This is a genomic window from Methylobacillus flagellatus KT, assembly GCF_000013705.1.
GTDB classification, from domain to species: domain Bacteria; phylum Pseudomonadota; class Gammaproteobacteria; order Burkholderiales; family Methylophilaceae; genus Methylobacillus; species Methylobacillus flagellatus.
Genome location: NC_007947.1, coordinates 1,161,555 through 1,182,247 on the forward strand (window position 1 = coordinate 1,161,555; position 20,693 = coordinate 1,182,247).

A 20,693-nucleotide genomic window follows, 5' to 3' on the forward strand; every position below is an offset into this window, starting at 1 on the left:
GTATCTTCAAGCGTTGTTTACGTCAGGTATCGTATGCTTAGGCAAACCAAGATTTTATTGTGGCGCATGCTGGCGATCGTGGCGCTCATTCTCGGCGTGATAGGGGCTTTTCTGCCCATCATGCCGACGGTGCCGTTCGTGCTGCTCGCTGCATGGGCAGGTGGCCATGGCTGGCCTCAACTGGAGCATTATCTGCTCAACCATCCCCAATACGGTCATCACATTCGCGATTGGCGCGAGCGCGGTGCCGTGTCGCGCAAGGCAAAATATCTTGCAGTGTTCATGATGTCGTGCAGCGCAACCGGTCTCTGGTTCTCTCCAGCACCGCTATGGGCAAAATGGGGCGTGACCCTGACCATGGCGACCGTGGCTATCTGGCTACTGTTGCGCCCAGAGCCTGAGTCTTGCGGCAGGAGGGACTGAACCCGCCCCGTGGAGTGTACTGCTTGCTGTTTGTACTCAATATGCAAGGCGCCTGCCCAGTAGCATTTCTGGAAGAGGCTGGCTTCCTTGAGCCGGGCCGTGCTGGCGACGGCATGTTAGAATGCCGCCCATGTCGAAATTTCATGCCCTGATCCCTGCAGCCGGCACCGGCAGCCGCATGGGGTCCAAGCTACCCAAACAATATCTGCCGCTGAACGGCAAGCCACTCATCTTTCATGCCTTATCCCTTTTTGCTGCGGCTCCCCGCATCAGCGCCGTGCATGTTGTGATCGCACCGGATGACCATCTGTGGGCACAATACGGTGCGACGGGTCTGGACGCAAAAGTGGTCGTTCATGCGCTGGGCGGCGCAACCCGTGCCACTACTGTCCTGAATGGACTGGAGGCGATGGTGCACCAAGTGGCGGATGACGACTGGATATTAGTCCATGATGCGGCCCGGCCGGGATTGAGCATGGCCATGCTGGATCGTTTGCTGGATAGTGTGCAGGACGATGCGGTAGGCGGCCTGCTGGCAATTCCATTGGCCGATACACTCAAGCGTGCAGATGCCGGGCAGCGTGTCGCCCATACAGAATCCAGAGAGGGTTTATGGCAGGCGCAGACGCCGCAGATGTTCCGTTATGCCCTATTGAAGAATGCACTGCGCCAGGCAAGCGGGGCGCCTACGGATGAAGCGCAGGCAGTGGAGGCCCTGGGCTTCAGTCCCCGTCTGGTACCCGGCGAACTCAGGAACCTCAAGATTACCTATCCGCAGGATTTACAACTGGCAGAAGCGATTCTGCTTGCAGATGCCAAGGAGCAGAAAACATCATGATCAGAGTGGGAAACGGGTTTGACGTGCACCAATTGGTGGAAGGGCGGCCATGCATCATCGGTGGGGTGGAGATCCCCTTTGCCAAGGGCCTCAAGGGGCATTCAGACGCGGATGTCTTGCTGCACGCCGTCAGTGACGCCTTGCTGGGGGCTGCGGCGCTGGGGGATATTGGCAAGCACTTTCCCGATACCGACGAACGCTTCAAGGATGCGGACTCCCGGGTATTGCTGCGCCATGTCGTGGCCTTGCTCAAGGCCAAGCATTACAACATCGTGAATATCGACGCGACCATTATCGCGGAGGCACCGAAGATGGCACCGCACATTGCACGCATGGTGCAGCATATTGCGGAGGATTGCGACATCCTGGCTGATTGCGTGAACGTCAAAGCCACCACCAGTGAAAAGATGGGGTTTGTCGGGCGTGGAGAGGGCATTGCGGCACAGGCCGTTTGCCTGATACAGAAGTACCAGATTTAGGGTTTACCGTACTGATGCCATATCGCTGCGCACGATTGCGTGACCAGGCGCAGTTTCTGAAACTCAGGCACTCAATGTGATGTCGCAGGCTCAGTGCCGGCAGGGCAAGTGCAATTCACCTCTTGATGAGTCGTCATGCCTTGAGCAGGACGATGACGGCGCCACTGCCGCCATCCTGCTGGCGGGCCTGGGCATAGGCAATGACTTCATCTTTCTGCATGAGCCAATTGCGTAATTTGTGCTTGAGAACTGGTTCACGGTTACGCGAACTCAAGCCTTTGCCGTGGATGATGCGGACGCAGCGGATGCCGCGCTTCCTGCAGTGTGAGAGAAACTCGGCAACATACACCCTTGCTTCGTCACTGACCATGCCATGCAGATCGATGGCAGCCTGCACCACCCAGTGCCCACGGCGTAATTTGCTTAGGATGTCAGGAGAATGTCCTTCTCGCAGATAAAGCAGCTCCTCGCCGCTTTCGAGTTCATGTGCAGGAATGTAACCATCGCTCAATGAGTCCGCCAGCGCCTGGCGCTCATCACGCAGGAACTGGCGGGGAATTGGCTTGGGAGTGGGTGCCTGATGGTATACCCTGGCTGACCTGAGCGGGCGTACATCCTTGACTGCATCAAGGAACAGTTTGATTTCGTCATCCTTGTCGCCTTGATTTGTCATGTATTGCCCACCCCAGAAAGAAACCCGCAGAAAATCCTGCGGGAACGCTCAAGACAATTGGTCTAGGTAGCGCTCGGCATCCAGTGCTGCCATGCAGCCTGTGCCGGCACTGGTCACCGCCTGGCGGTAGATATGGTCCTGTACATCGCCAGCGGCGAAAACCCCCGGTACGCTGGTGGCTGTGAAGTTGCCTTCACGCCCGGCCTTGGTGACGATGTAGCCGCCTTCCATTTCCAGCTGACCCTCAAAGATATCGGTGTTTGGTTTGTGGCCAATGGCGATGAATACGCCCTTGAGTGCGATTTCCTTGGTGGCGCCGCTGTTGACGTCTTTAAGCCGGATGCCGGTGACGCCGGAATCATCGCCCAAGACTTCATCCAGGGTCTGGAAGGTTTCCAGCACAATGCGGCCTTCCTTGACGCGCTCCATGAGTTTGTCCACGAGGATAGCCTCGGCCTTGAACTTGTCACGCCGATGCACCAGGGTCACCTTGCTGGCGATGTTGGCCAGATACAGTGCTTCTTCCACGGCGGTGTTGCCGCCCCCGATCACGGCGACTTCCTGGTTGCGATAGAAGAAGCCATCGCAGGTGGCGCAGGCAGAAACGCCCTTGCCAGCGAAAGCCTCTTCAGACGGCAGCCCGAGATATTTGGCAGAAGCGCCGGTCGCAATGATTAAGGCATCACATGTGTATTCACCGGCGTCACCGACCAATCGGATCGGCTTTTCTGTCAAGTGCGTGGTATGAATGTGGTCAAAGATGATTTCCGTGTTGAAGCGCTCTGCATGCTTCTGGAAGCGTGCCATCAACTCCGGGCCCAGTACGCCATCGGCGTCGGCGGGCCAGTTGTCCACCTCAGTCGTGGTCATGAGCTGGCCCCCCTGGGCGATACCAGTAATCAGCACGGGCTTCAGGTTGGCGCGCGCTGCGTACACGGCAGCAGTATAGCCTGCCGGGCCGGAACCCAGGATCAGCAAGCGAGCATGTTTTGTTGCCATACGGTGAGTACTCCTCAAGCAGTCTGTCTAAATGTGCAATATTCAAAAGGGCGAAATGTTAGGGCTTTTCCAGCAGGCTGCGCAACATCCAAGCCGTTTTTTCATGGATCTGCAGGCGTTGCGTCAGCAGGTCCGCAGTCGCTTCATCGGAAGCTTTTTCTGCTGCGGGGAATACCGAGCGCGCAGTGCGTACGACAGCTTCATGGCCAGAGACCAGTGCCTTGATCATGTCCTGGGCATGGGGAACACCGTCAGTTTCCTCAATGGAGGTGAGCTTGCTGAACTCCTTATAGGTGCCTGGCGCAGGAAAGTCGAGTGAGCGAATACGTTCTGCAATCTGGTCAACTGCAGTCCACAGCTCGTTGTATTGCTCTTCGAACATCAGGTGCAGGGTGCGGAATTGCGGGCCGGTCACATTCCAGTGGAAGTAATGGGTCTTGAGATACAACGTATAAGTGTCTGCAAGGAAGCGCGAAAGCCCTTCAGCGATTTTCTTGCGGTCCTTTTCACTGATGCCGATATCTACCATGTTGTTCTCCTTTGTTTGCGGTGAAATACAATCCACGATCAGGCCCATGGGGAATCTGCGCGGATGAGCTTAAGCTTGCCTGTTACCAGACCATCAAGCCACTGCTTAGTTTCGCTAGTTTAGGCGTCGCTCCAGGGGAGTGCAAATTGATTGTGTTTATTTGGCTGATAGTCTGGGTTAATGATTCGCATGCATTGAGTCGAGAGATATGCGCAGTCTGGCAATGCAGGAACTATCTTCGATGATTGATATCCAAGCGCTCGACAGGAACACAATTCCTGCCGTGTCGATTAAACTCCCAAAAGGAAAAGGAAGTGAAGTATGTTGGTATCGGAAGTACGCTCATCTTCAAGCCAGGCAAGCCAGGTGCTGCAATCTGGGAAATTGGCTCCTCGTCTCCATCATTCTCAATATATTCCCGCTGAAAATGTTGCTGAAAAAGAAGCAGCATTCGATCGCATCAGTCGCGCGGGCAACCAGAGTGCATTGGTCAGGAATATCGATGCATTTTGCGATTGCGTCTGACATGGTGCTGTCGCGCTTGTAAAAGTGGCTGGGGTTGGCTCCGGCCATTATTACTAATTGCCATATAAGCTTTCTTGTTGCGGAACGCGCAATGGCAATGATGTGCACACCAAAATATATCAAGGGCGTCAGCAGCATTGCCGCTGACGCCCCAACCTTGCTGGATGAAGCCAGTCAGTTGATTACAGAGCGCGACGACGGCGCGCGACTGCACCCAGCACACCCAAGCCGGCCAGCAACATAGCATAGGTACTGGCTTCTGGCACTGCGGCTACCAGTCCGGGAGTGACAGCCCATACATGGAACTGAAAGTTGTTCCTGCTGAAGAAGTACTGATTACCAATGCTGGTATAGAAGGCCCACGCAAATGTATCGAGCGATGCGTGCTCTGTGCCAGTCCAGTAAGTCCAACTCTGCTCATTGTCAAACATGTCGGTGTCGGGAATAGCTTTGCCTTGTATACCCCCCAGTTCCTGGTAGAACAGTTCCGGTAGTTCATCCCCAGCGGCAGTACCATTTGTCGGAGTGTTGTAGCCAGCTTGTGCATTGACGACCGTGGGCAGACGCCATTGGTCGCTACCACCATAATTGACGCTGTTCAGATAATCGACAAAGGCAAACCCGCCCCACCAGCTAACTCGGCCATTGCTGGTGTTGAAGTCGCTGGCGTCTATGGTTTGCAGACCAAAATGTGGGTCATTGAAGGTAGGAGTCACTGCAATGATCTTGTCGATGAGCGTGTTGTCTGCGTCATACAGGGTTTTGAACAGGTTGGCATCCTTGGTCCAGGTGACATCGCTGACCGAGCTATATACAAGCTCTACACCGTTGGGATTGTAGCTGGTGAGTTCAGCGTGGACGTTGATGCTGGCAAACAACAGGGCGCTGGCCAGTAAAGCAGGCTTGAAGTACATGAAATAGCTCCTTTATGCAGAATGGTGAAAAATGATCAAGCAATACTAAAAGTCAAGCTACAGCGCTGATTCATGACAGCGCTGCAAGGTGGTACTGCATGGAGTTTCAATTGATGAGGTTGCAACAGTTTGAATGAGGTAACTAATTGAGATGGGGCTTGCCATGATGGCATGGTGATATTTCTAGCGCCTGACATCACGGCCGTTGCTACACCTACTTTCCGCGATCAGGAGCCGACTCAACACCGCCTTGGGGGCGCGGGAGTACCAGCAACAATAGATATGGCACCAAATGAAAAGGGCGCCACCGGCAGAGCCGCTGACGCCCGAATTTCACTGGATGAATCCAGCTGATGGATTACTTGGCGCGACGACGACGCATCACTGCGCCGAGAATGCCGAGGCCAGCCAACAACATGGCAGTGGTGTTGGCTTCAGGGACTGCAGCTACCATGCCAGGCGTGACAGCCCATACATAGCGATCAAGGCCGCGGATGTTGGTTGCCTGGTAGCCATTGTTGGTGTTGAAGTTCCATGCGTGGGCATTGTTGGCGGGGTACAGTGTTTCAGTCCAGTAAGTGCCAGTCTGCTCGTTATCAAAGTAGGCTGTGTCTGGAATAGATGTACCAGCGGTTGCGCCCAGTTCCTGATAGAACAACTCAGGGAACTCATCGCCGGCGGCAGCGCCATTGCCGGGAAGATTATATCCTTGTAGGCGGCCGGAAACTGAGGGCAGGCGCCATTGGTTGCTGCCGCCGTAGCTGATGTCGTTCAGGTAGTCGACAAACGCCAACGCACCCCACCAATCGGCAGTGCCGTTGGAAGTGTCGAAGTTATTTGCGCTGAGAGTTTGTAGGCCCCAAGTCACGTCATTGAATGTAGGAGTCACCGCAATGATCTTGTCGATGAGCGTGTTGTCCGCGTCATACATGGACTTGAGCAGGTTGGCATCCTTGGTCCAGGTGACATTGCTGATCGAGCTATAGACGAGTTCTGCACCATTGGGGTTGTAGCTGGTCAACTCGGCTTGAGCGTTGATGCTGGCAAACAGCAGGGCGCTGGCCAACAAAGCGGGTTTGAAATACATGTGATAATTCCTTTTAAGGTTAAAAAATCAGCAAACAATACTAGAAATGCGAACTGCGACATTGTCGAACTGCAGCACTGCAAAGGTAGTACTGGGATGGATTGTGAAGACTGGGGGTTTCAGGAGTTTGAATGGGGACCTAGTCTGATGAGCTTCAGCATAGCGTCAAGGGATTATGCTGCCCTGATGGGCGTCAAGATGCCCGGCCCCGAGGTATCACTGGAGCGGCCATGATGGTTCGCCCAGAAGATGCCAGCCCTGACCATTGATGGTTTTATATTCCCTGCATGGTTTACGATCAGGCACCGGTTCGGAATCGGCTTGATACTGTATAATCAGGGCAGCTTAAATTTCGTCGCCGGATCCTGAATCATCTTGTTTTTCCAGAAAAAAAACACACCGCTCAACAGCCGCCGTCAAGCTGAGCCCCAAGCCACGCCTGGTATTGTCAAGGAGGCATGGTGGCTTGTCCTGGTCGTCGTCGGCCTGTATCTCGCGCTGATTCTATTGACTTACCACAGTGCCGACCCTGCCTGGTCGCATAGCACAAGCGACAGTGATCTGACGCGAAATGCAGGAGGTGCGCTGGGCGCCTGGTTGTCCGACATCCTGCTTTACCTGTTTGGTTTTTCTGCCTGGTGGTGGGTGGTGCTGGCGTTTTATGCCATGTGGCTGGTCTACTTGCGCCTGGAAGTGGATGAGGCCGAGCGCAAACCCTTGATCTGGCTGAATCTGACGGGGTTCCTGATGCTACTTTTGTCCTCAGCAGCATTGGAGGCAGGGCATTTTCATACCTTGGATGTGGAGTTGCCCATGGCGGCAGGCGGCATGTTGGGATCCTTGGTGGATGCCGGCCTGCAGGCAATGCTGGGGTTCGCAGGCTCTACATTGGTATTGCTGTTATTGCTGGCTGTAGGTTTCAGCCTGTTCACCGGCTGGTCTTGGATATCGATCGCGGAAAAAGTCGGCGCTGGATTGGAGTCGGCCTATCACTACATGATTGAACGTTGGCAGGACTACCAGGACAGGAAGGCAGGCAAGGCCGCCGAGCAGCAGCGCAACGAATTCGTGGACAATGAGCGCAAGCGTACCGAGGATCGCCAGCCCGTGCAGATCGAGTTGCCACCCACCTTCGAGATCGTGAAAAGCGAGCGCGTGCAGCGCGAGAAGCAGACGCCATTATTCGAAGCCTTGCCGGATTCGCCTTTGCCGCCCCTGCACTTGCTGGACGAGCCCAGCGGCGTGGTGGAAGTTCAGTCTGCCGAGACGCTGGAATTTACCTCCCGTCTGATTGAACGCAAGCTCATGGACTTCGGCATTGAGGTCAAGGTGGTCACCGCATTGCCAGGGCCAGTCATCACGCGATATGAAATCGAGCCGGCGGCAGGGGTTAAGGGCAGCCAAGTCGCCAATCTCTCCAAGGACTTGGCACGGGCATTGTCCGTGGTCAGTGTACGCGTGGTGGAGACTATTCCGGGCAAAACCTACATGGGACTGGAAATCCCCAACCCCAAACGCCAGATTGTTTACCTATCCGAGATTCTCGGTTCGCAGGTGTATGCCGAAGTGAGTTCGCCACTGGCGATTGCCATGGGCAAGGATATTTCCGGCAAGCCCGTGGTGGCCGACCTTGCCAAGATGCCTCACGTGCTGGTCGCGGGCACTACCGGATCGGGCAAGTCGGTGGCGATCAACGCCATGATCCTGAGCCTGATTTACAAGGCGGAACCGAGCAAGGTACGCCTGATTCTGATCGATCCCAAAATGCTGGAACTGTCTGTGTACGACGCGATTCCACATTTGCTTGCCCCGGTGATTACCGATATGCGCCAGGCGGGCAATGCGCTCAACTGGAGCGTGGCGGAAATGGAACGGCGCTATAAGCTGATGTCCATGCTGGGCGTGCGCAACCTGGCTGGCTACAACCAGAAAATCCGTGACGCGGAAAAGGAAGGCAAGTCGATTCCGCACCCATTCAGCCTGACGCCGGATGAACCCGAGCCGCTGGAAGAGCTGCCGTTGATCGTCGTGGTGATCGATGAGTTGGCCGACCTCATGATGGTGGTCGGCAAGAAGGTGGAAGAACCGATCGCGCGTCTCGCACAGAAGGCCCGTGCCTGCGGTATCCACCTCGTGGTGGCGACCCAGCGCCCTTCGGTGGACGTCATCACCGGCCTGATCAAGGCCAATATCCCGACGCGCGTGGCATTTCAGGTGTCGAGCAAGATAGATTCGCGCACCATCCTCGACCAGATGGGCGCGGAAGCGCTGCTGGGCCAGGGCGACATGCTCTACCAGCCTCCTGGTACCAGCGATCCGCAGCGTGTGCATGGTGCATTTGTATCAGACCAGGAAGTACACCGCGTAGTGGAGTACCTCAAGCAGCAGGGTGAGCCGAACTATATCGAGGGTATTCTCACGGGGGGCAGCGAGGATGGCGGCGAGGCCGGGGAACTTGGCGAGAGCGGTGGCGAGGCCGATCCGCTCTACGACGAGGCTGTTGCCATCGTGCTCAAGTCGCGTCGCGCGTCCATTTCATCCGTCCAGCGCCAGCTGCGCATCGGCTACAACCGTGCCGCGCGCCTGATCGAGGAAATGGAGCGGGCCGGATTGGTGTCTGCCATGCAGAGCAATGGCAACCGGGAAGTGATTGCGCCGAATAACCATGATTAAGCATTGAAGGGCACAGCATGAGGTTTTTAGCAGTAGCCACCATGGTGGTAGCATTGATGGTCCCCTGGTCCGTACGCGCAGATGGCGTAGAGTCGCTCAAGGCGTTTTTCAAGTCCACTAGCGCCATGCGCGCGCATTTCCGCCAGGTCGTGACCGATGCCCAGGGCAACAAGGTGCAGGAGGTCGAAGGCCATATGCAATTGCAGCGCCCTGGCAAATTCAGGTGGGATTACAACAAGCCTTATGTGCAGCAGATCGTGGGGGATGGCGAGAAGGTCTGGCTATACGACCCCGATCTCAATCAACTGACCGTGCGCCCCATGAGCAAGGCAATCGGTTCCAGCCCTGCTTCACTGCTGGCTGGTGCGCAGGATGCCGAGCGCAATTTCACTCTGACTACTGTCATCCGGTCTGATGGCCTGGCGTGGGCGCAGGCGGTGCCCAAGGCGGAAGACAGCGGGTTCGACAAGGTATTGTTGGGCTTCAAGGGCGACGAATTGCAGAAGATGGAGCTGCACGATAGTTTCGGGCATGTCACCAGCATTCAGTTCAGCCAACTGCAGCGCAACCCGGCCATCGCCAATAGCAGCTTCCAGTTTGTCGTACCTGCCGGGGCTGATGTGGTGGGCGAGTAAGTGATCCTGCTCAGGCAATGCATGGCGGGAGTGATCCTGTTGTTGATGGGCGAAGGGCTAGCTTGCGCGCATGATACGGCCTTGCTCGACAAGGCAGGCCGCTTGATGGCCAGCCGTGACTATGCTGCAGCCTATGCTTTGCTGGAGCCGGTGGAGTCCGAGTATTCCGGCGACCCTGCATATGACATGCTATTCGGCCTGGCGGCGATTGACAGCGGTCATGTGACGCGCGGCGTGTTCGCGCTTGAGCGCGTGCTTGCGGTCCAGCCGTATAACGGCAATGCCAGGGCGCAGATTGCGCGCGCGTATTTTCTTCTGGGCGAGCAAGAAGCTGCCCGCGCTGAGTTCAGGAATGTGCTCAACCAGCAACCGCCTGAAGAGATCACCCAGGTGATCAATCGCTACATGAGCGCGATCGACAAGGCCCAGGGGTTGACGACGGCATTCTCTGCGTATCTTGAAGGCGGAGTGGGTCATGATTCGAATGTGAACAGTGCCACGGCCGCCAGTTCTGTTACCGTCGCTGTCCCTGCGCTGGGCGGCTTGATTGTGGATATTGGCCTTGACCGTCAAGCCCGCGAGTCGAGCGATAACTATACCAATCTTGCTGGAGGCATTTCGTTTCGCACCCCATTGGCAAGACGGTTTGCGTTGTTTGCCGGTATCAATGCGTCTCAGCGGTTGAATCGGCATCAGGATGCCTTTGATCTGGGAATGCTGGATGCGAATGTTGGGCTGAGTTATCGTCAGCACCGGGATACCTATACCGTAGCCGCGCAGGCGAATAGCCTCAGCCTCGATGACCAGACTTATCGTCGGGCATACGGCATCAACATGCAATGGCAGCGCGACATTGATACCAAGAATCAAGTCAACCTGTTTGCCCAGGTTTCGCGCCTGGCCTATCCCGACAACAGGATTCGGGATGCTGACCGATATATTGTAGGCGGAGGGTGGGCTCATGTCTTCGATGGGGACCTGACGCCTTTATTGTTTGTGAGTGGCTATGGAGGAAAGGAACAGGCAAGGAACGAGTATGCGGACTTCCTCAGCTATCGTGTCCATGGTGTGCGCAGCGGGGGCCAGCTGACTCTCAGGCCGAATCTTGTCGCGTTCACAACATTGGGATACGAGAACCGCCGACATGATGAGCCGGAAACATTCCCTTTTCTTTTCGCGACACGCGAGGACAAGCAGCTGGATGCCAGTGTGGGATTAAGGTATCTGCCGGGATACAATTGGATTATCAAGCCGCAATTCACTTTTATTCGTAATGACTCCACGGTTGAACTCTACAGCTTTGACCGTTATATGGTCTCGGTCAGCGTCCGACGTGAGTTCAACTGGTAGGCGAAATCAACTGGTAGGCGAAAGAGGACTATGCGTATGAGGCATTTATTAAAGACGTCACTGCTGATGCTCGGATTGATCGCCCATGCAGACTTAACGCTGGCTGCTGCAGGCAAGGTGGAATTTGTCCATGGGGTCGCGAATATCATGGATTCGTCAGGGGGTCTCCGCGAGGCTGCAAAAGGAGCTGAGTTTGATGCAGGAGAAACCTTATTGACGGCTGATGGCCGCATGCAGGTGAAGTTCATTGACGGTGGATACATCTCCTTACAGCCCAACACCAGTTTCAAGGTGGAGGCGTATCACTACAGTGGGCGGGAAGATGGCAGCGAGCGCGGCATTTTTCGGTTGATCAAAGGTGGCTTGCGCGCCATTACCGGTGTCATCGGCCATGCGAACAAGCCGAATTACCGCATGGATACTCCTGTGGCCACCATCGGCATCCGTGGCACAGAGTTTACTGCCTCGCTTGACGATGCACAAAAGCTGCTGGTCAAGGTGGGGGACGGTGCCGTATTCATGGAAAATCATGCAGGCAACCTCGTGCTTTATAAAGGCCAGGCAGGGGAGGTCTCTAATATGACAAGCCGGCCGAGCTATTCGGAGATCATGCCAGTATTGGTGGCGGCGGGACCTCAGCAGGGGACTCTGCAAGACACGCTCGAGGAAAAGCAGACAACGGATACCAGTGAAAATGGCTTTCGCAATGCTGATATCAGGAGTGATTTTGGCGCCCCTTGTGTGTTGGTCGCTTGTGATGTGCTGAGCGAGCTTGAAGACACGGTCGACAATACGCCTACTGTACCCAGCCCTCTTCCCGGAGGCGGCGGTGACGCCATCAGTTCTCAAATCCTCACCGCCAATGCGCGCAACATGACAGGTACCTGGAGTGGCACCAGCGATGTCAGCGGGCGGTTTTTCGGTATTCCGGTAACACTGGCTGCGACGGGGACGCTCCGGGTCGATTTCAGTAATTATCAGGCAGGATTCAGTGTGAACCTGCGTGACTGGACCACGCTTGTTAGCCTGAATACGCAGAAAGAGGCTGTAGGGCAGTTGCAGTCTGATGGCAGCTTTACTTTCAGTGATGGGCGCATGAGTGGCTCAGGGTGTACGTTTGACTGCACATTAAAAGTGCATTGGGGCCAGCTCAGTGGAGATGACTTGGGGAAAGCCGGGGTCAATTTCTCCGTGCGGGATTTGCTCAACCTGATTGTGGTGAACAACCAAACCCTGAACTTGGACGGGAGGCTTATGGGTGCGCCATAGGCTGTCGTTTTCTACATGGACTTGACGGTAAAATAACACTAGTTGATCTTTCAATCCCTTTTGCTGGCTGCTTCTGCAGCATAACCCATCACGATAGCAGGCATATTCTTTGACCGGATTATTCGAACCCATTGCTCCCCAGGCGCCGCTTGCGGAGCGCTTGCGGCCCAAATCGCTCGACGAGGTGGTCGGGCAGCGGCATTTGCTGGGCGAAGGCAAGCCTTTGCGCCTGGCTTTCACGTCGGGCAAGCTGCCGTCAATGATCCTGTGGGGGCCACCTGGCGTAGGCAAGACCACCTTGGCGCGGCTGATTGCCAACACCGCGGATGCCGAGTTCATTCCTTTGTCCGCTGTGCTGGCCGGCATCAAGGACATACGCGAGGCAGTGGAGCGGGCCGAGCATACGCTGCAGCAGTCTGGACGCCGTACCATCCTATTCGTCGATGAAGTCCACCGTTTCAACAAGGGCCAGCAGGATGCGTTCCTGCCGTTCGTTGAAAGCGGCCTGATCACTTTCATTGGCGCAACCACGGAAAACCCTTCGTTCGAAGTCAACAGCGCCTTGTTGAGCCGTGCTCAGGTGTTCGTGCTCAATGCCTTGTCCGAAGACGAGTTGAAGCAATTGCTGGAGCGCGGCAAACAGGAAATGCAACTGGATATTCCCCTGACGCCGGAAGTCGTGGAGCAGGTGCTTGGCTATGCGGATGGCGACGCCCGCCGGCTGCTCAATTTTGTGGAGGGCTTGTTCAATGCGGCATTAACTGCCGGGGTGACGAAGATCGATGCCGAATTCCTGCAGTCGACCATGGCGAGCAAGCTGCGCCGGTTCGACAAAGGGGGGGAGGCATTCTACGACCAGATATCCGCCCTGCACAAATCCGTACGCGGCTCCAATCCGGATGCGGCCCTGTACTGGTTCCTGCGCATGCTGGATGGCGGCGCCGATCCGCTTTACCTGGGCCGTCGCATCGTGCGCATGGCGGTCGAGGACATCGGCATTGCCGATCCGCGTGCGCAGACCATGGCGCTGGAAGCCTGCCAGATTTACGAACGGCTGGGGTCGCCCGAAGGGGAGCTGGCGTTGTCCAATGCCGTGATCTATCTCGCGGTGGCGGCGAAGAGCAATGCGGCCTACATGGCTTACAACCAGGCCAAGGCCTTTGTCGCCAGCGACAAGTCGCGTCCCGTGCCCTTGCATTTGCGCAATGCGCCGACCAAGCTCATGAAGGATCTGAATTACGGCAAGGAATACCGGTATGCGCACAATGAGCCAGGCGCTTACGCCGCAGGCGAGGACTATTTCCCCGATGGTCTAGAGGCCATCCAGTTTTATGTGCCCACGCAGCGCGGGCTTGAAGGTAAAATCAGCGAAAAAATGGCGCATTTGCGCGCGCTGGATGAAGAAGCACGTAGCAAGCAGCGCAAGAAGTGATCCCCTATCAACGTGCTTTTGCACACAATGTAATCATCAGGAATTTCAATGTTAGACATCCAGCAGTTACGCAATGACCTCGATAACGTCGTGGCGCGCCTTTCCAGCCGCGGCTTTGCCTTTGACATCAATGCCTTCATTGCGCTGGAGAACGAACGCAAGACGGTGCAGACGCGGACGCAGGATTTACAGGCCAAGCGCAATGCGACATCCAAGCAGATCGGCATTGCCAAGTCCAGGGGCGAGGATGTGGCATCCATCATGGCGGAAGTAGCTGGGCTGGGTGCGCAGCTGAAGGAAGGCGAAGAGCGGTTGGCCGCGATCCAGGCTGAACTGCAGCAGCTCTTGCTGAGTGTGCCTAACCTGCCGCATGAGAGTGTGCCTGTCGGTAAATCTGAGGAGGACAATGTCGAGGTACGCCGTGTCGGGACGCCGCGCCGTTTTGACTTCGATGTCAAGGATCATACCGATATCGGCACGCCGCTGGGACTGGATTTCGATACCGGCGCCAAGCTGGCGGGTGCGCGCTTTACCCTCATGCGCGGCCAGATTGCCCGCTTGCATCGTGCGCTCGCCCAGTTCATGCTGGATACGCAGACGGAACAGCACGGCTATACCGAATGCTATACACCCTACATCGTCAATGCAGACTCCCTGCGCGGCACCGGCCAGCTGCCCAAGTTTGAGGCAGATCTGTTTGCTGCGCAGAAGGGCGGACAGGAGGGTGAAAGCAATGAAGCGTTTTACCTGATTCCGACGTCAGAGGTGACGCTGACCAATACCGTACGCGATGAAATCGTGCCGCTGGACAGCTTGCCGATCAAGCTCACGGCACATACCCCATGTTTCCGCTCCGAAGCCGGCTCGTATGGTCGCGATACGCGCGGCATGATACGTCAGCACCAGTTCGACAAGGTGGAAATGGTGCAGATCACGCATCCCGAGCGTAGTTACGATGCGCTGGAAGAGATGGTGGGGCACGCGGAGCATGTACTGCAGGCATTGGGATTGCCATACCGGGTTGTGCTGCTGTGCACCGGTGACATGGGCTTTGGTGCAGCCAAGACCTACGATCTGGAGGTCTGGCTGCCCGCACAGAACACTTATCGCGAGATTTCTTCCGTGTCCAATTGCGAGGCATTCCAGGCGCGCCGCCTGCAGGCCCGTTTCCGCAACGAAAACGGCAAGCCGGAGCTGCTGCATACCTTGAATGGTTCCGGCCTGGCCGTGGGCCGCACGCTGGTGGCTGTGCTGGAGAATAACCAGCAAGCGGATGGCAGCGTAGTCGTGCCCGAAGTGCTGCGTCCTTATATGGGTGGATTGACCGTTATCAGCGCCCAGCAATAATCCGGCCTTTTGCCCTGATACCACCGCGGGCGATGATTGCTCGCGGGAGTGTCAATGCTCCTCTTTTTCCTGGCTCAAAGTCTCGAGCAGGGCAATCTGCATGCGATAGTGCAGTAGCACGAACCAGCGCCAGAGCAGGGCAACCAGCCCTGCAACAATCAGCAGTACTACGATCCAGACGTCCAGTGGCGGCATGATGCGGTGGCTTAATGCCAGGATCAGCAGTGTCATGCCGATGACGGCCAGCACGTTGACCGCCTTGGCGATGAAGCGCTGTACGCGGCCGCAATCATTTCCCATCATGCCTTGCGTGGTATGGTCGGCAATCAATAGACCAAGGGATTGCAGCTTTCTGAAGGCCGCGATCAGGAAAGGTGCTGCCAACAGCAATGCTCCTCCCCAGGTGACGGCCTGCTGCCACATGATGTCTCGGGTGGGCGATGGCAAGCTGATCAGGTAGCCATTGACTAGCCAGACCGCCCCCAGAAAGAGGGCACTGACCATGCACAGGTTGACGAATACTTGCAGCAGCAGCTTGCGGTAGATTCCCGCGAGGATGGCGCCGTCGCTGCCGGGAAGATGGTTATTGGAGTCCAGCCAATCACTGTAGAGCCGGAAGAATTGCGAGATCCTGGCTGGCATATTGCGCGCCAGGGCGCTGGAGAGCGGGTCTGCGGCCTTGATGAGATAAGGCGTGGTGAGTGTGGTAATGACCGAGGCAGCAACCGCGATTGGATAGAGAAATGAGCTGGTAACGCCGAGTGTCAGGCCAAGGGCGGCGATAATGAAGGAAAATTCGCCGATCTGCGACAGGCCCATGCCGACACGCAGGGAGGTGCGCCCATCATTGCCAGCTGCCATGGCGCCCAGCGTGCAGGCAAAGATCTTACCGAAGATGATGACGAGAGTGACTACGATCACGGGCTTGGCATACTCGATGATGATGGCAGGGTCGAGCATCAGGCCGATGGCGACAAAGAAGATCGCGCTGAACATGTCGCGTATTGGCATGATCAGCCGCTCGATTACCCGGATGCGGCGCGATTCTGCCATGATGGCGCCGATCATGAAGGCGCCGAGTGCCACGCTGTAGTCCAGCTTCATCACCAGCAGGCAGAAGCCGAAACACAAGCCGAGAATGGTGATCAGCAGCATTTCGTCGCGCTTGAAGCCCGCGACATATTCCAGCAGTTTGGGGACGAAGATAATGCCCAGTACCAGGGCAACCACCATGAACAAGGTGAGATTGGAAATGGTGATGGCGGCATCCAGCGTAGATACCTGTCCGGTCGCTGCAATGCCGGAAAGCAGTGCAATAATGCCGATGCCGAGGATATCCTCGACGATCAGCACGCCGAAGATCATCTGCGCGAAACGCTCATGCTTCATGTTGAGCTCATCAAGGGCCTTGACGATGATAGTGGTCGACGAAATCGCCAGCATGGCACCAAGGAAGATGGAGTCCATGGAGCTCCAGCCAAAGTAACTACCTATCTCATAACCCAGCCAGATCATCACGATAATTTCCACCAGGGCGGCCACCACGGCAGTCGCCCCGACGGCCCGCAATTTGCGCAGACTGAACTCCAGCCCTAGCGAGAACATCAGGAATACGATGCCGAGCTCGGCCAGTATCTCGATCGTATGATTGTCGTGCACCATGGCGAACGGCGGCGTGTGAGGCCCCAGGATCAGGCCGGCAAGAATATAGCCCAGTACCACGGGCTGTTTCATCCGGTGAAAGATGATGGTGACCATGCCTGCCACCAGCATGATGACAGCCAGGTCCTGGATGAAGGCGGCGGCGTGCATAAATCGTATATGTTTTCTCTATCGTAGAAGCGCGACGGGGATAAAGGTCGGCGTCATGTTTATTGTATTGTGTGACTGGACCGTTCTATTCTATAACGATCCCGGTAGGATCGAAGGCTGGAAAGCGCCTGCTTTTCTCTGTTTATTCCTGACTCAGCGTATTGCCAAAGCCGTTCAGGTTGGCCACTTCGAAACTAGGGAAGATGGGCGTGTGCCGAGGCTCGCGCCGCGCCAGTATCTTGTGGTAGGTGCGTACGGACTCCACAAACACAACTGGAGCGCCGCCGCGAGCAAAGCCATATTTGAGCGTTGAAAAATATTCTTCCTTGCTCAGGAGTGGCAGAGCCTTTTTGACATCCACCCAGCGATCAGGATTGAGCTTCAATCGCTTTGCGAGAATGCGTGCATCTTGCAAATGGGCATAACCGATATTGTAGGCCGCCAGCGCCATCCAGGTTCGGTCCGGCTCGTGCACGCTGTCCGGGATCAAGTCCTTGAGCATAAGCACATATCGTGCCCCGGCAATAATGCTCTGGCGCGCGTCCAGCCTGTCGGTAACGCCCAGCCGGTCGGCGGTATCCTCCGTCAGCATCATCATCCCCCGTACATTGGTGGGTGAAGTATTGAACCTGTCCCAATGCGACTCCTGATATGCAATCGCGGCGACCAAGCGCCAATCCAGTCCTGTCAGCTCCTGTGCCTCATAAAATAACCGCTTGTATTGAGGTAGCAAGGTCTCGGAGCGCTGCATGAAAGTGGTGACATCCACTGGCTTGAGTCGGTCCGCGTGACCGTAATAGCGGTCGATCAGATGGTTGAGTGTGCCATCCTGGCTGATGCGGGTAAAAAATGCATTGGCCTTTTCATACAGCCATGTATCGCCTGTTTTCGGAAAGGCCCATGCGATCTCTTCAGGCTTTCCCAATGCGAGAGTTGCACCAAGATTGGGATAATAGTTCTGTACCAGTGCAATCAAATGTCCATCGGCGACGGTAAAATCCAGCTCGCCTTCGGCAACTTGAGCCATCAACTCGTCGGAGTTCGCATGCGGGGTTTCTGTCCAGCTGAGCAGGGGCTCCTGTTCCTTCAGGCGCTGCAAGCGTTCCGAATAACTGGTGCCGGAAGGAACGGCAATTTGCCTGTTGAGCAGCTCCTTGATGTTTTTTGGCGCTTTTGTCAGCTCGTTGTTGAAGACAATCTGTTGTTGCACTTTCTGGTAGGGCCGGGTGAACCTGACCAGGTGCTCTCGCGTACGGGTGATGCTGAGATCCGCGGCGGCAAAGTGAGCTTTGTGCTTGAGCAGGGTGGGAATGACCTGGGAGATGTTATTGACGACGAGGAACTTGACACTGTATTCAGGACCAAGCTCACGAACGAAATTGCGTACCAGGTCATGCTCCAGTCCCGCATATTGATTGTTGCCGCTGTAGTAATACGTGCTTGGGCCATTGTGGGTGACCACAATGATTTCCTTCGTCGTGCGCGGGTCTGCAAGCGGTTTGGGCGCCTCTTTGCAAGCCATCAGCAACAGCGCCAATAAAAAGATAACCAGTAAACGCATCCAGCCAAGTTTCCTAAAGATTGCTGTCTTTGTCCAGTCTGAGCATCTTTTAGTTCTTGCCTGCCCATTAAAAGCACGGACATCGCTTCAATGTAGCAATGTGTTCACAAGGCACAAACAAAAAAAGCTGCGGAAAACCGCAGCCTTGAATGAAACCGGATTACTGATTAAGCGAACTTGCTTGCGTTCCTGCGGCTGCGGGCAGCAAATCCAACCAGACCAAGACCCAGTGCCAGCATGCCGTAGGTGGATGGCTCAGGAACTGCTGCAGTGAAAGTCAGGTTGCCACCATAAGATGCTTGCGCGGTGGGAATTGAAGTCAGGCCTGCTTCACCCTTGATAGTTAGCGTATAAGTACCAGCTGTCAAGTTAATACCCGAGAAAGTCCAAGTGTTGGTTGAGCTTGATCCTCCATCAAAGTAGTAGCTGACCGTGTTCTCTACACTAGAGCCACCGCTCAGAACAACGCTGGTCAAGTCAATACCCTGATACAGGAGTGAACCAATGGTTAAGTAAGTTGAGCTTGCTGTTCCTGTAACATCGGTTGGTTCAGTCAGTGTGAATTGAAACACGTCTGTGAATTCACCTAAAGTGTCGAAGTCGTTACCAAAGTGGATATTGCCACCAGTAACTGGAAGCACAATTGGTTCAGCAGCGAATGCGCTGGATGCTGCAAATGTAGTCAGACCGAAGGCCAGTGCAACCGCACTTTTCTTGAATGTTGTAGCTAGCATGATAAACCCCTAAAAATATGAGAATGAAAATGAAAGGACCAAACTGTTATGGACTTATGATCAGCCCGTCCGAGACATAGTCACCGATCCTTGCAGGTCGCTCAATAGGGCAAATGGACTAAATAGTGCTTTTTGACCAGGGGGCAGTCATTAAGATGACATGTGGGGATTGGGTGGAGGGGCTGTGGCGGAGAGGGAGGGATTCGAACCCTCGATACGCTTTCACGTATGCCTGATTTCGAGTCAGGTACATTCAACCAGCTCTGCCACCTCTCCGGTGAGCGCGGATTATAGCTTAGCGGCACTTCCAAGTAAAACCTATCATGTGTCCATGGGACGACAGGGAGGCCTATTGCACATTCCGTGTCCCTGCCCCGGGTTTCGGTGATAGTACCAGGATGCCGCCGGCGCAGATGATGGTGATGCCAATGACGCTGTACAGATCGGGTATGTGTCCAAAAAACAGATAGCCGATCAGCCCGGCGAAGATCAATTGCCCATAAGTGAAAGGTGCAAGCGTTGCCGGGTTGGTATGCTTGTATGCCTCTGTCATCAGGAGATGGCTTAGCAAGGCCGATACCCCCAGGGCGAGCAGTAGCAGTGCATGATGGGCACTTGGGGTTTGCCAGAAAAAAGGCGCGATGAAAGTCAGGGCAGCGCTACCCACCAGGCCACTCAACAGATTGGTGGTGGCTGAGCTGTCCGTGGCATTGAGTTTGCGCGTGATGAGCTGGTACAGACTGAAGGTGAATGCCGCACCTACGGCAAGTAAGCTGACGGAAGTGAACAGTGCGCCGCCGGGCCGCAACATCACCAGCACCCCCACAAAGCCGAGAGACACGGCGAACCATTGCAGTGGCCGGACGCGTTCCCCCAGCAGCGGGCCGGACAAGATGGTGACGATCAGTGGCGTCAGGTAGACGATTGCAGTGCCTTCGGCGAGGGGGATGTAGCGCAAGGCAGAAATGAAGAGCATGTTGGTGCCTACCATGCATAGGCCTCGCAGGAGCTGCAAACCAGGATTGCGGGTCTTGAAGACGGCGAAACCGGAGCGCGGCAGCATAACGACCAGCATGAGGCTGCTATGGATGATGTAGCGGACCCAGATGATCATGACAACGGCATAGAAACCGGCCAGATATTTTGAAAGCGCATCGCTGCCCGCAAACAGGAATATGGCGCCGCACATGCAGAGGATGCCTTGCAGCAGTTGTGGCTTGAACATTGATTGCATGTCAGGAGGCCTGGAAGAGTGTAGCGGGCAGCATTCGTGATATCAGCGGCGGAGTGTATCACGGACATCGGTATGGTGAATGTCGTCTGGTGAAATTACGTTGCTGCAAGCCTCTTTCGGCATCCTTCAAGCTTTCTGAGCCGAAGTGGGGGAGGCGGTGGCCATGGGTCTCGCCAGTG

19 protein-coding genes and 1 tRNA gene are annotated in these 20,693 nt (G+C 55.6%); 10 read left to right on the forward strand and 10 right to left on the reverse strand.

Annotated elements, in window-relative coordinates; all coding sequences use genetic code 11:
• Positions 1 to 33 precede the first annotated feature (33 nt).
• The 3 genes from MFLA_RS05700 (at position 34) to ispF (ending at position 1,740) form a co-directional block, all read left to right on the forward strand.
• Positions 34 to 423 carry a YbaN family protein gene (locus tag MFLA_RS05700; protein WP_011479337.1) on the forward strand — a complete coding sequence of 130 codons (390 nt, stop codon included), beginning with the start codon at positions 34 to 36 and terminating at the stop codon, positions 421 to 423.
• Between the two features lie 130 nt (positions 424 to 553).
• A complete protein-coding gene (gene ispD, locus MFLA_RS05705; protein ID WP_048811870.1) occupies positions 554 to 1,261 on the forward strand; it encodes a 2-C-methyl-D-erythritol 4-phosphate cytidylyltransferase in 708 nt (235 codons plus the stop codon).
• Positions 1,258 to 1,740: a 2-C-methyl-D-erythritol 2,4-cyclodiphosphate synthase gene (ispF, locus tag MFLA_RS05710; RefSeq protein ID WP_011479339.1), complete on the forward strand. Its 483-nt coding sequence runs from the start codon at positions 1,258 to 1,260 to the stop codon at positions 1,738 to 1,740. The genes ispD and ispF overlap by 4 nt, the downstream gene beginning before the upstream one ends.
• A 133-nt stretch (positions 1,741 to 1,873) precedes the next feature.
• On the opposite strand, the gene MFLA_RS05715 is transcribed toward ispF, so the two are convergent.
• The 3 genes from MFLA_RS05715 to MFLA_RS05725 are packed head-to-tail and all read right to left on the reverse strand — an operon-like array spanning position 1,874 to position 3,941.
• Entirely contained in the window at positions 1,874 to 2,413 is a 540-nt protein-coding gene (locus MFLA_RS05715; RefSeq protein WP_011479340.1) for a Smr/MutS family protein, read from the reverse strand.
• Positions 2,414 to 2,461: 48 nt separating this feature from the next.
• The gene (trxB, locus tag MFLA_RS05720) at positions 2,462 to 3,412 is read right to left on the reverse strand and encodes a thioredoxin-disulfide reductase (protein WP_011479341.1); all 951 of its coding nucleotides are present in this window, start codon (positions 3,410 to 3,412) and stop codon (positions 2,462 to 2,464) included.
• 58 nt (positions 3,413 to 3,470) lie between these two features.
• A complete protein-coding gene (locus MFLA_RS05725; protein WP_011479342.1) occupies positions 3,471 to 3,941 on the reverse strand; it encodes a Dps family protein in 471 nt (156 codons plus the stop codon).
• A gap of 321 nt (positions 3,942 to 4,262) precedes the next feature.
• Between MFLA_RS05725 and MFLA_RS14470 the strand changes: the two genes are divergently transcribed.
• Positions 4,263 to 4,466 (forward strand): hypothetical protein, encoded by a 204-nt coding sequence (locus MFLA_RS14470; protein ID WP_195742094.1) that lies wholly within the window; start codon positions 4,263 to 4,265, stop codon positions 4,464 to 4,466.
• 182 nt (positions 4,467 to 4,648) lie between these two features.
• Here MFLA_RS14470 and MFLA_RS05735 read toward each other — a convergent pair whose 3' ends face one another.
• Together MFLA_RS05735 and MFLA_RS05740 are read right to left on the reverse strand one after the other, a co-directional pair.
• Positions 4,649 to 5,380 (reverse strand): DUF1566 domain-containing protein, encoded by a 732-nt coding sequence (locus MFLA_RS05735; protein WP_011479344.1) that lies wholly within the window; start codon positions 5,378 to 5,380, stop codon positions 4,649 to 4,651.
• A 358-nt stretch (positions 5,381 to 5,738) separates the two neighbouring features.
• Positions 5,739 to 6,467, reverse strand: coding sequence for a DUF1566 domain-containing protein (locus tag MFLA_RS05740; protein ID WP_011479345.1), 729 nt, complete (start codon positions 6,465 to 6,467; stop codon positions 5,739 to 5,741).
• 375 nt (positions 6,468 to 6,842) lie between these two features.
• Here MFLA_RS05740 and MFLA_RS05750 point away from each other — a divergent pair, with 375 nt between their 5' ends.
• The 6 genes from MFLA_RS05750 (at position 6,843) to serS (ending at position 15,173) form a co-directional block, all read left to right on the forward strand.
• On the forward strand, positions 6,843 to 9,140 hold the full coding sequence (locus tag MFLA_RS05750; RefSeq protein ID WP_011479346.1) for a DNA translocase FtsK: 2,298 nt from the start codon (positions 6,843 to 6,845) through the stop codon (positions 9,138 to 9,140).
• A 17-nt stretch (positions 9,141 to 9,157) separates the two neighbouring features.
• Complete coding sequence (lolA, locus tag MFLA_RS05755; protein ID WP_011479347.1) at positions 9,158 to 9,775, forward strand: outer membrane lipoprotein chaperone LolA; 618 nt, start codon at positions 9,158 to 9,160, stop codon at positions 9,773 to 9,775.
• 21 nt (positions 9,776 to 9,796) lie between these two features.
• A complete protein-coding gene (locus MFLA_RS05760) occupies positions 9,797 to 11,125 on the forward strand; it encodes a surface lipoprotein assembly modifier (protein WP_011479348.1) in 1,329 nt (442 codons plus the stop codon).
• Positions 11,126 to 11,161: 36 nt separating this feature from the next.
• The gene (locus MFLA_RS05765) at positions 11,162 to 12,394 is read left to right on the forward strand and encodes a FecR family protein (protein WP_011479349.1); all 1,233 of its coding nucleotides are present in this window, start codon (positions 11,162 to 11,164) and stop codon (positions 12,392 to 12,394) included.
• Between the two features lie 109 nt (positions 12,395 to 12,503).
• Positions 12,504 to 13,826: a replication-associated recombination protein A gene (locus MFLA_RS05770; RefSeq protein ID WP_011479350.1), complete on the forward strand. Its 1,323-nt coding sequence runs from the start codon at positions 12,504 to 12,506 to the stop codon at positions 13,824 to 13,826.
• Between the two features lie 48 nt (positions 13,827 to 13,874).
• Positions 13,875 to 15,173: a serine--tRNA ligase gene (serS, locus tag MFLA_RS05775; RefSeq protein ID WP_011479351.1), complete on the forward strand. Its 1,299-nt coding sequence runs from the start codon at positions 13,875 to 13,877 to the stop codon at positions 15,171 to 15,173.
• A 51-nt stretch (positions 15,174 to 15,224) separates the two neighbouring features.
• On the opposite strand, the gene MFLA_RS05780 is transcribed toward serS, so the two are convergent.
• From MFLA_RS05780 to MFLA_RS05800, 5 genes are all read right to left on the reverse strand, one after another.
• Entirely contained in the window at positions 15,225 to 16,985 is a 1,761-nt protein-coding gene (locus MFLA_RS05780) for a cation:proton antiporter (protein ID WP_011479352.1), read from the reverse strand.
• Between the two features lie 142 nt (positions 16,986 to 17,127).
• Complete coding sequence (gene mltF, locus MFLA_RS05785; protein ID WP_011479353.1) at positions 17,128 to 18,546, reverse strand: membrane-bound lytic murein transglycosylase MltF; 1,419 nt, start codon at positions 18,544 to 18,546, stop codon at positions 17,128 to 17,130.
• 167 nt (positions 18,547 to 18,713) lie between these two features.
• A complete protein-coding gene (locus MFLA_RS05790; RefSeq protein WP_011479354.1) occupies positions 18,714 to 19,280 on the reverse strand; it encodes an FxDxF family PEP-CTERM protein in 567 nt (188 codons plus the stop codon).
• A 185-nt stretch (positions 19,281 to 19,465) separates the two neighbouring features.
• Positions 19,466 to 19,556: transfer RNA gene (locus MFLA_RS05795), tRNA-Ser, on the reverse strand.
• Between the two features lie 73 nt (positions 19,557 to 19,629).
• Positions 19,630 to 20,514 (reverse strand): DMT family transporter, encoded by an 885-nt coding sequence (locus tag MFLA_RS05800; RefSeq protein WP_011479355.1) that lies wholly within the window; start codon positions 20,512 to 20,514, stop codon positions 19,630 to 19,632.
• Between the last annotated feature and the right edge of the window lie 179 nt (positions 20,515 to 20,693).

Excerpts from the sequence above, each read along its gene's own strand:
- MFLA_RS05700 (WP_011479337.1), top strand. The coding sequence starts at position 34 with ATGCTTAGGCAAACCAAGATTTTATTGTGGCGCATGCTGGCGATCGTG.
- ispD (WP_048811870.1), top strand. The coding sequence starts at position 554 with ATGTCGAAATTTCATGCCCTGATCCCTGCAGCCGGCACCGGCAGCCGC.
- ispF (WP_011479339.1), top strand. The coding sequence starts at position 1,258 with ATGATCAGAGTGGGAAACGGGTTTGACGTGCACCAATTGGTGGAAGGG.
- MFLA_RS05715 (WP_011479340.1), bottom strand. The coding sequence starts at position 2,413 with ATGACAAATCAAGGCGACAAGGATGACGAAATCAAACTGTTCCTTGAT.
- trxB (WP_011479341.1), bottom strand. The coding sequence starts at position 3,412 with ATGGCAACAAAACATGCTCGCTTGCTGATCCTGGGTTCCGGCCCGGCA.
- MFLA_RS05725 (WP_011479342.1), bottom strand. The coding sequence starts at position 3,941 with ATGGTAGATATCGGCATCAGTGAAAAGGACCGCAAGAAAATCGCTGAA.
- MFLA_RS14470 (WP_195742094.1), top strand. The coding sequence starts at position 4,263 with ATGTTGGTATCGGAAGTACGCTCATCTTCAAGCCAGGCAAGCCAGGTG.
- MFLA_RS05735 (WP_011479344.1), bottom strand. The coding sequence starts at position 5,380 with ATGTACTTCAAGCCTGCTTTACTGGCCAGCGCCCTGTTGTTTGCCAGC.
- MFLA_RS05740 (WP_011479345.1), bottom strand. The coding sequence starts at position 6,467 with ATGTATTTCAAACCCGCTTTGTTGGCCAGCGCCCTGCTGTTTGCCAGC.
- lolA (WP_011479347.1), top strand. The coding sequence starts at position 9,158 with ATGAGGTTTTTAGCAGTAGCCACCATGGTGGTAGCATTGATGGTCCCC.
- MFLA_RS05760 (WP_011479348.1), top strand. The coding sequence starts at position 9,797 with ATGGCGGGAGTGATCCTGTTGTTGATGGGCGAAGGGCTAGCTTGCGCG.
- MFLA_RS05765 (WP_011479349.1), top strand. The coding sequence starts at position 11,162 with ATGAGGCATTTATTAAAGACGTCACTGCTGATGCTCGGATTGATCGCC.
- serS (WP_011479351.1), top strand. The coding sequence starts at position 13,875 with ATGTTAGACATCCAGCAGTTACGCAATGACCTCGATAACGTCGTGGCG.
- MFLA_RS05780 (WP_011479352.1), bottom strand. The coding sequence starts at position 16,985 with ATGCACGCCGCCGCCTTCATCCAGGACCTGGCTGTCATCATGCTGGTG.
- mltF (WP_011479353.1), bottom strand. The coding sequence starts at position 18,546 with ATGCGTTTACTGGTTATCTTTTTATTGGCGCTGTTGCTGATGGCTTGC.
- MFLA_RS05790 (WP_011479354.1), bottom strand. The coding sequence starts at position 19,280 with ATGCTAGCTACAACATTCAAGAAAAGTGCGGTTGCACTGGCCTTCGGT.
- MFLA_RS05800 (WP_011479355.1), bottom strand. The coding sequence starts at position 20,514 with ATGCAATCAATGTTCAAGCCACAACTGCTGCAAGGCATCCTCTGCATG.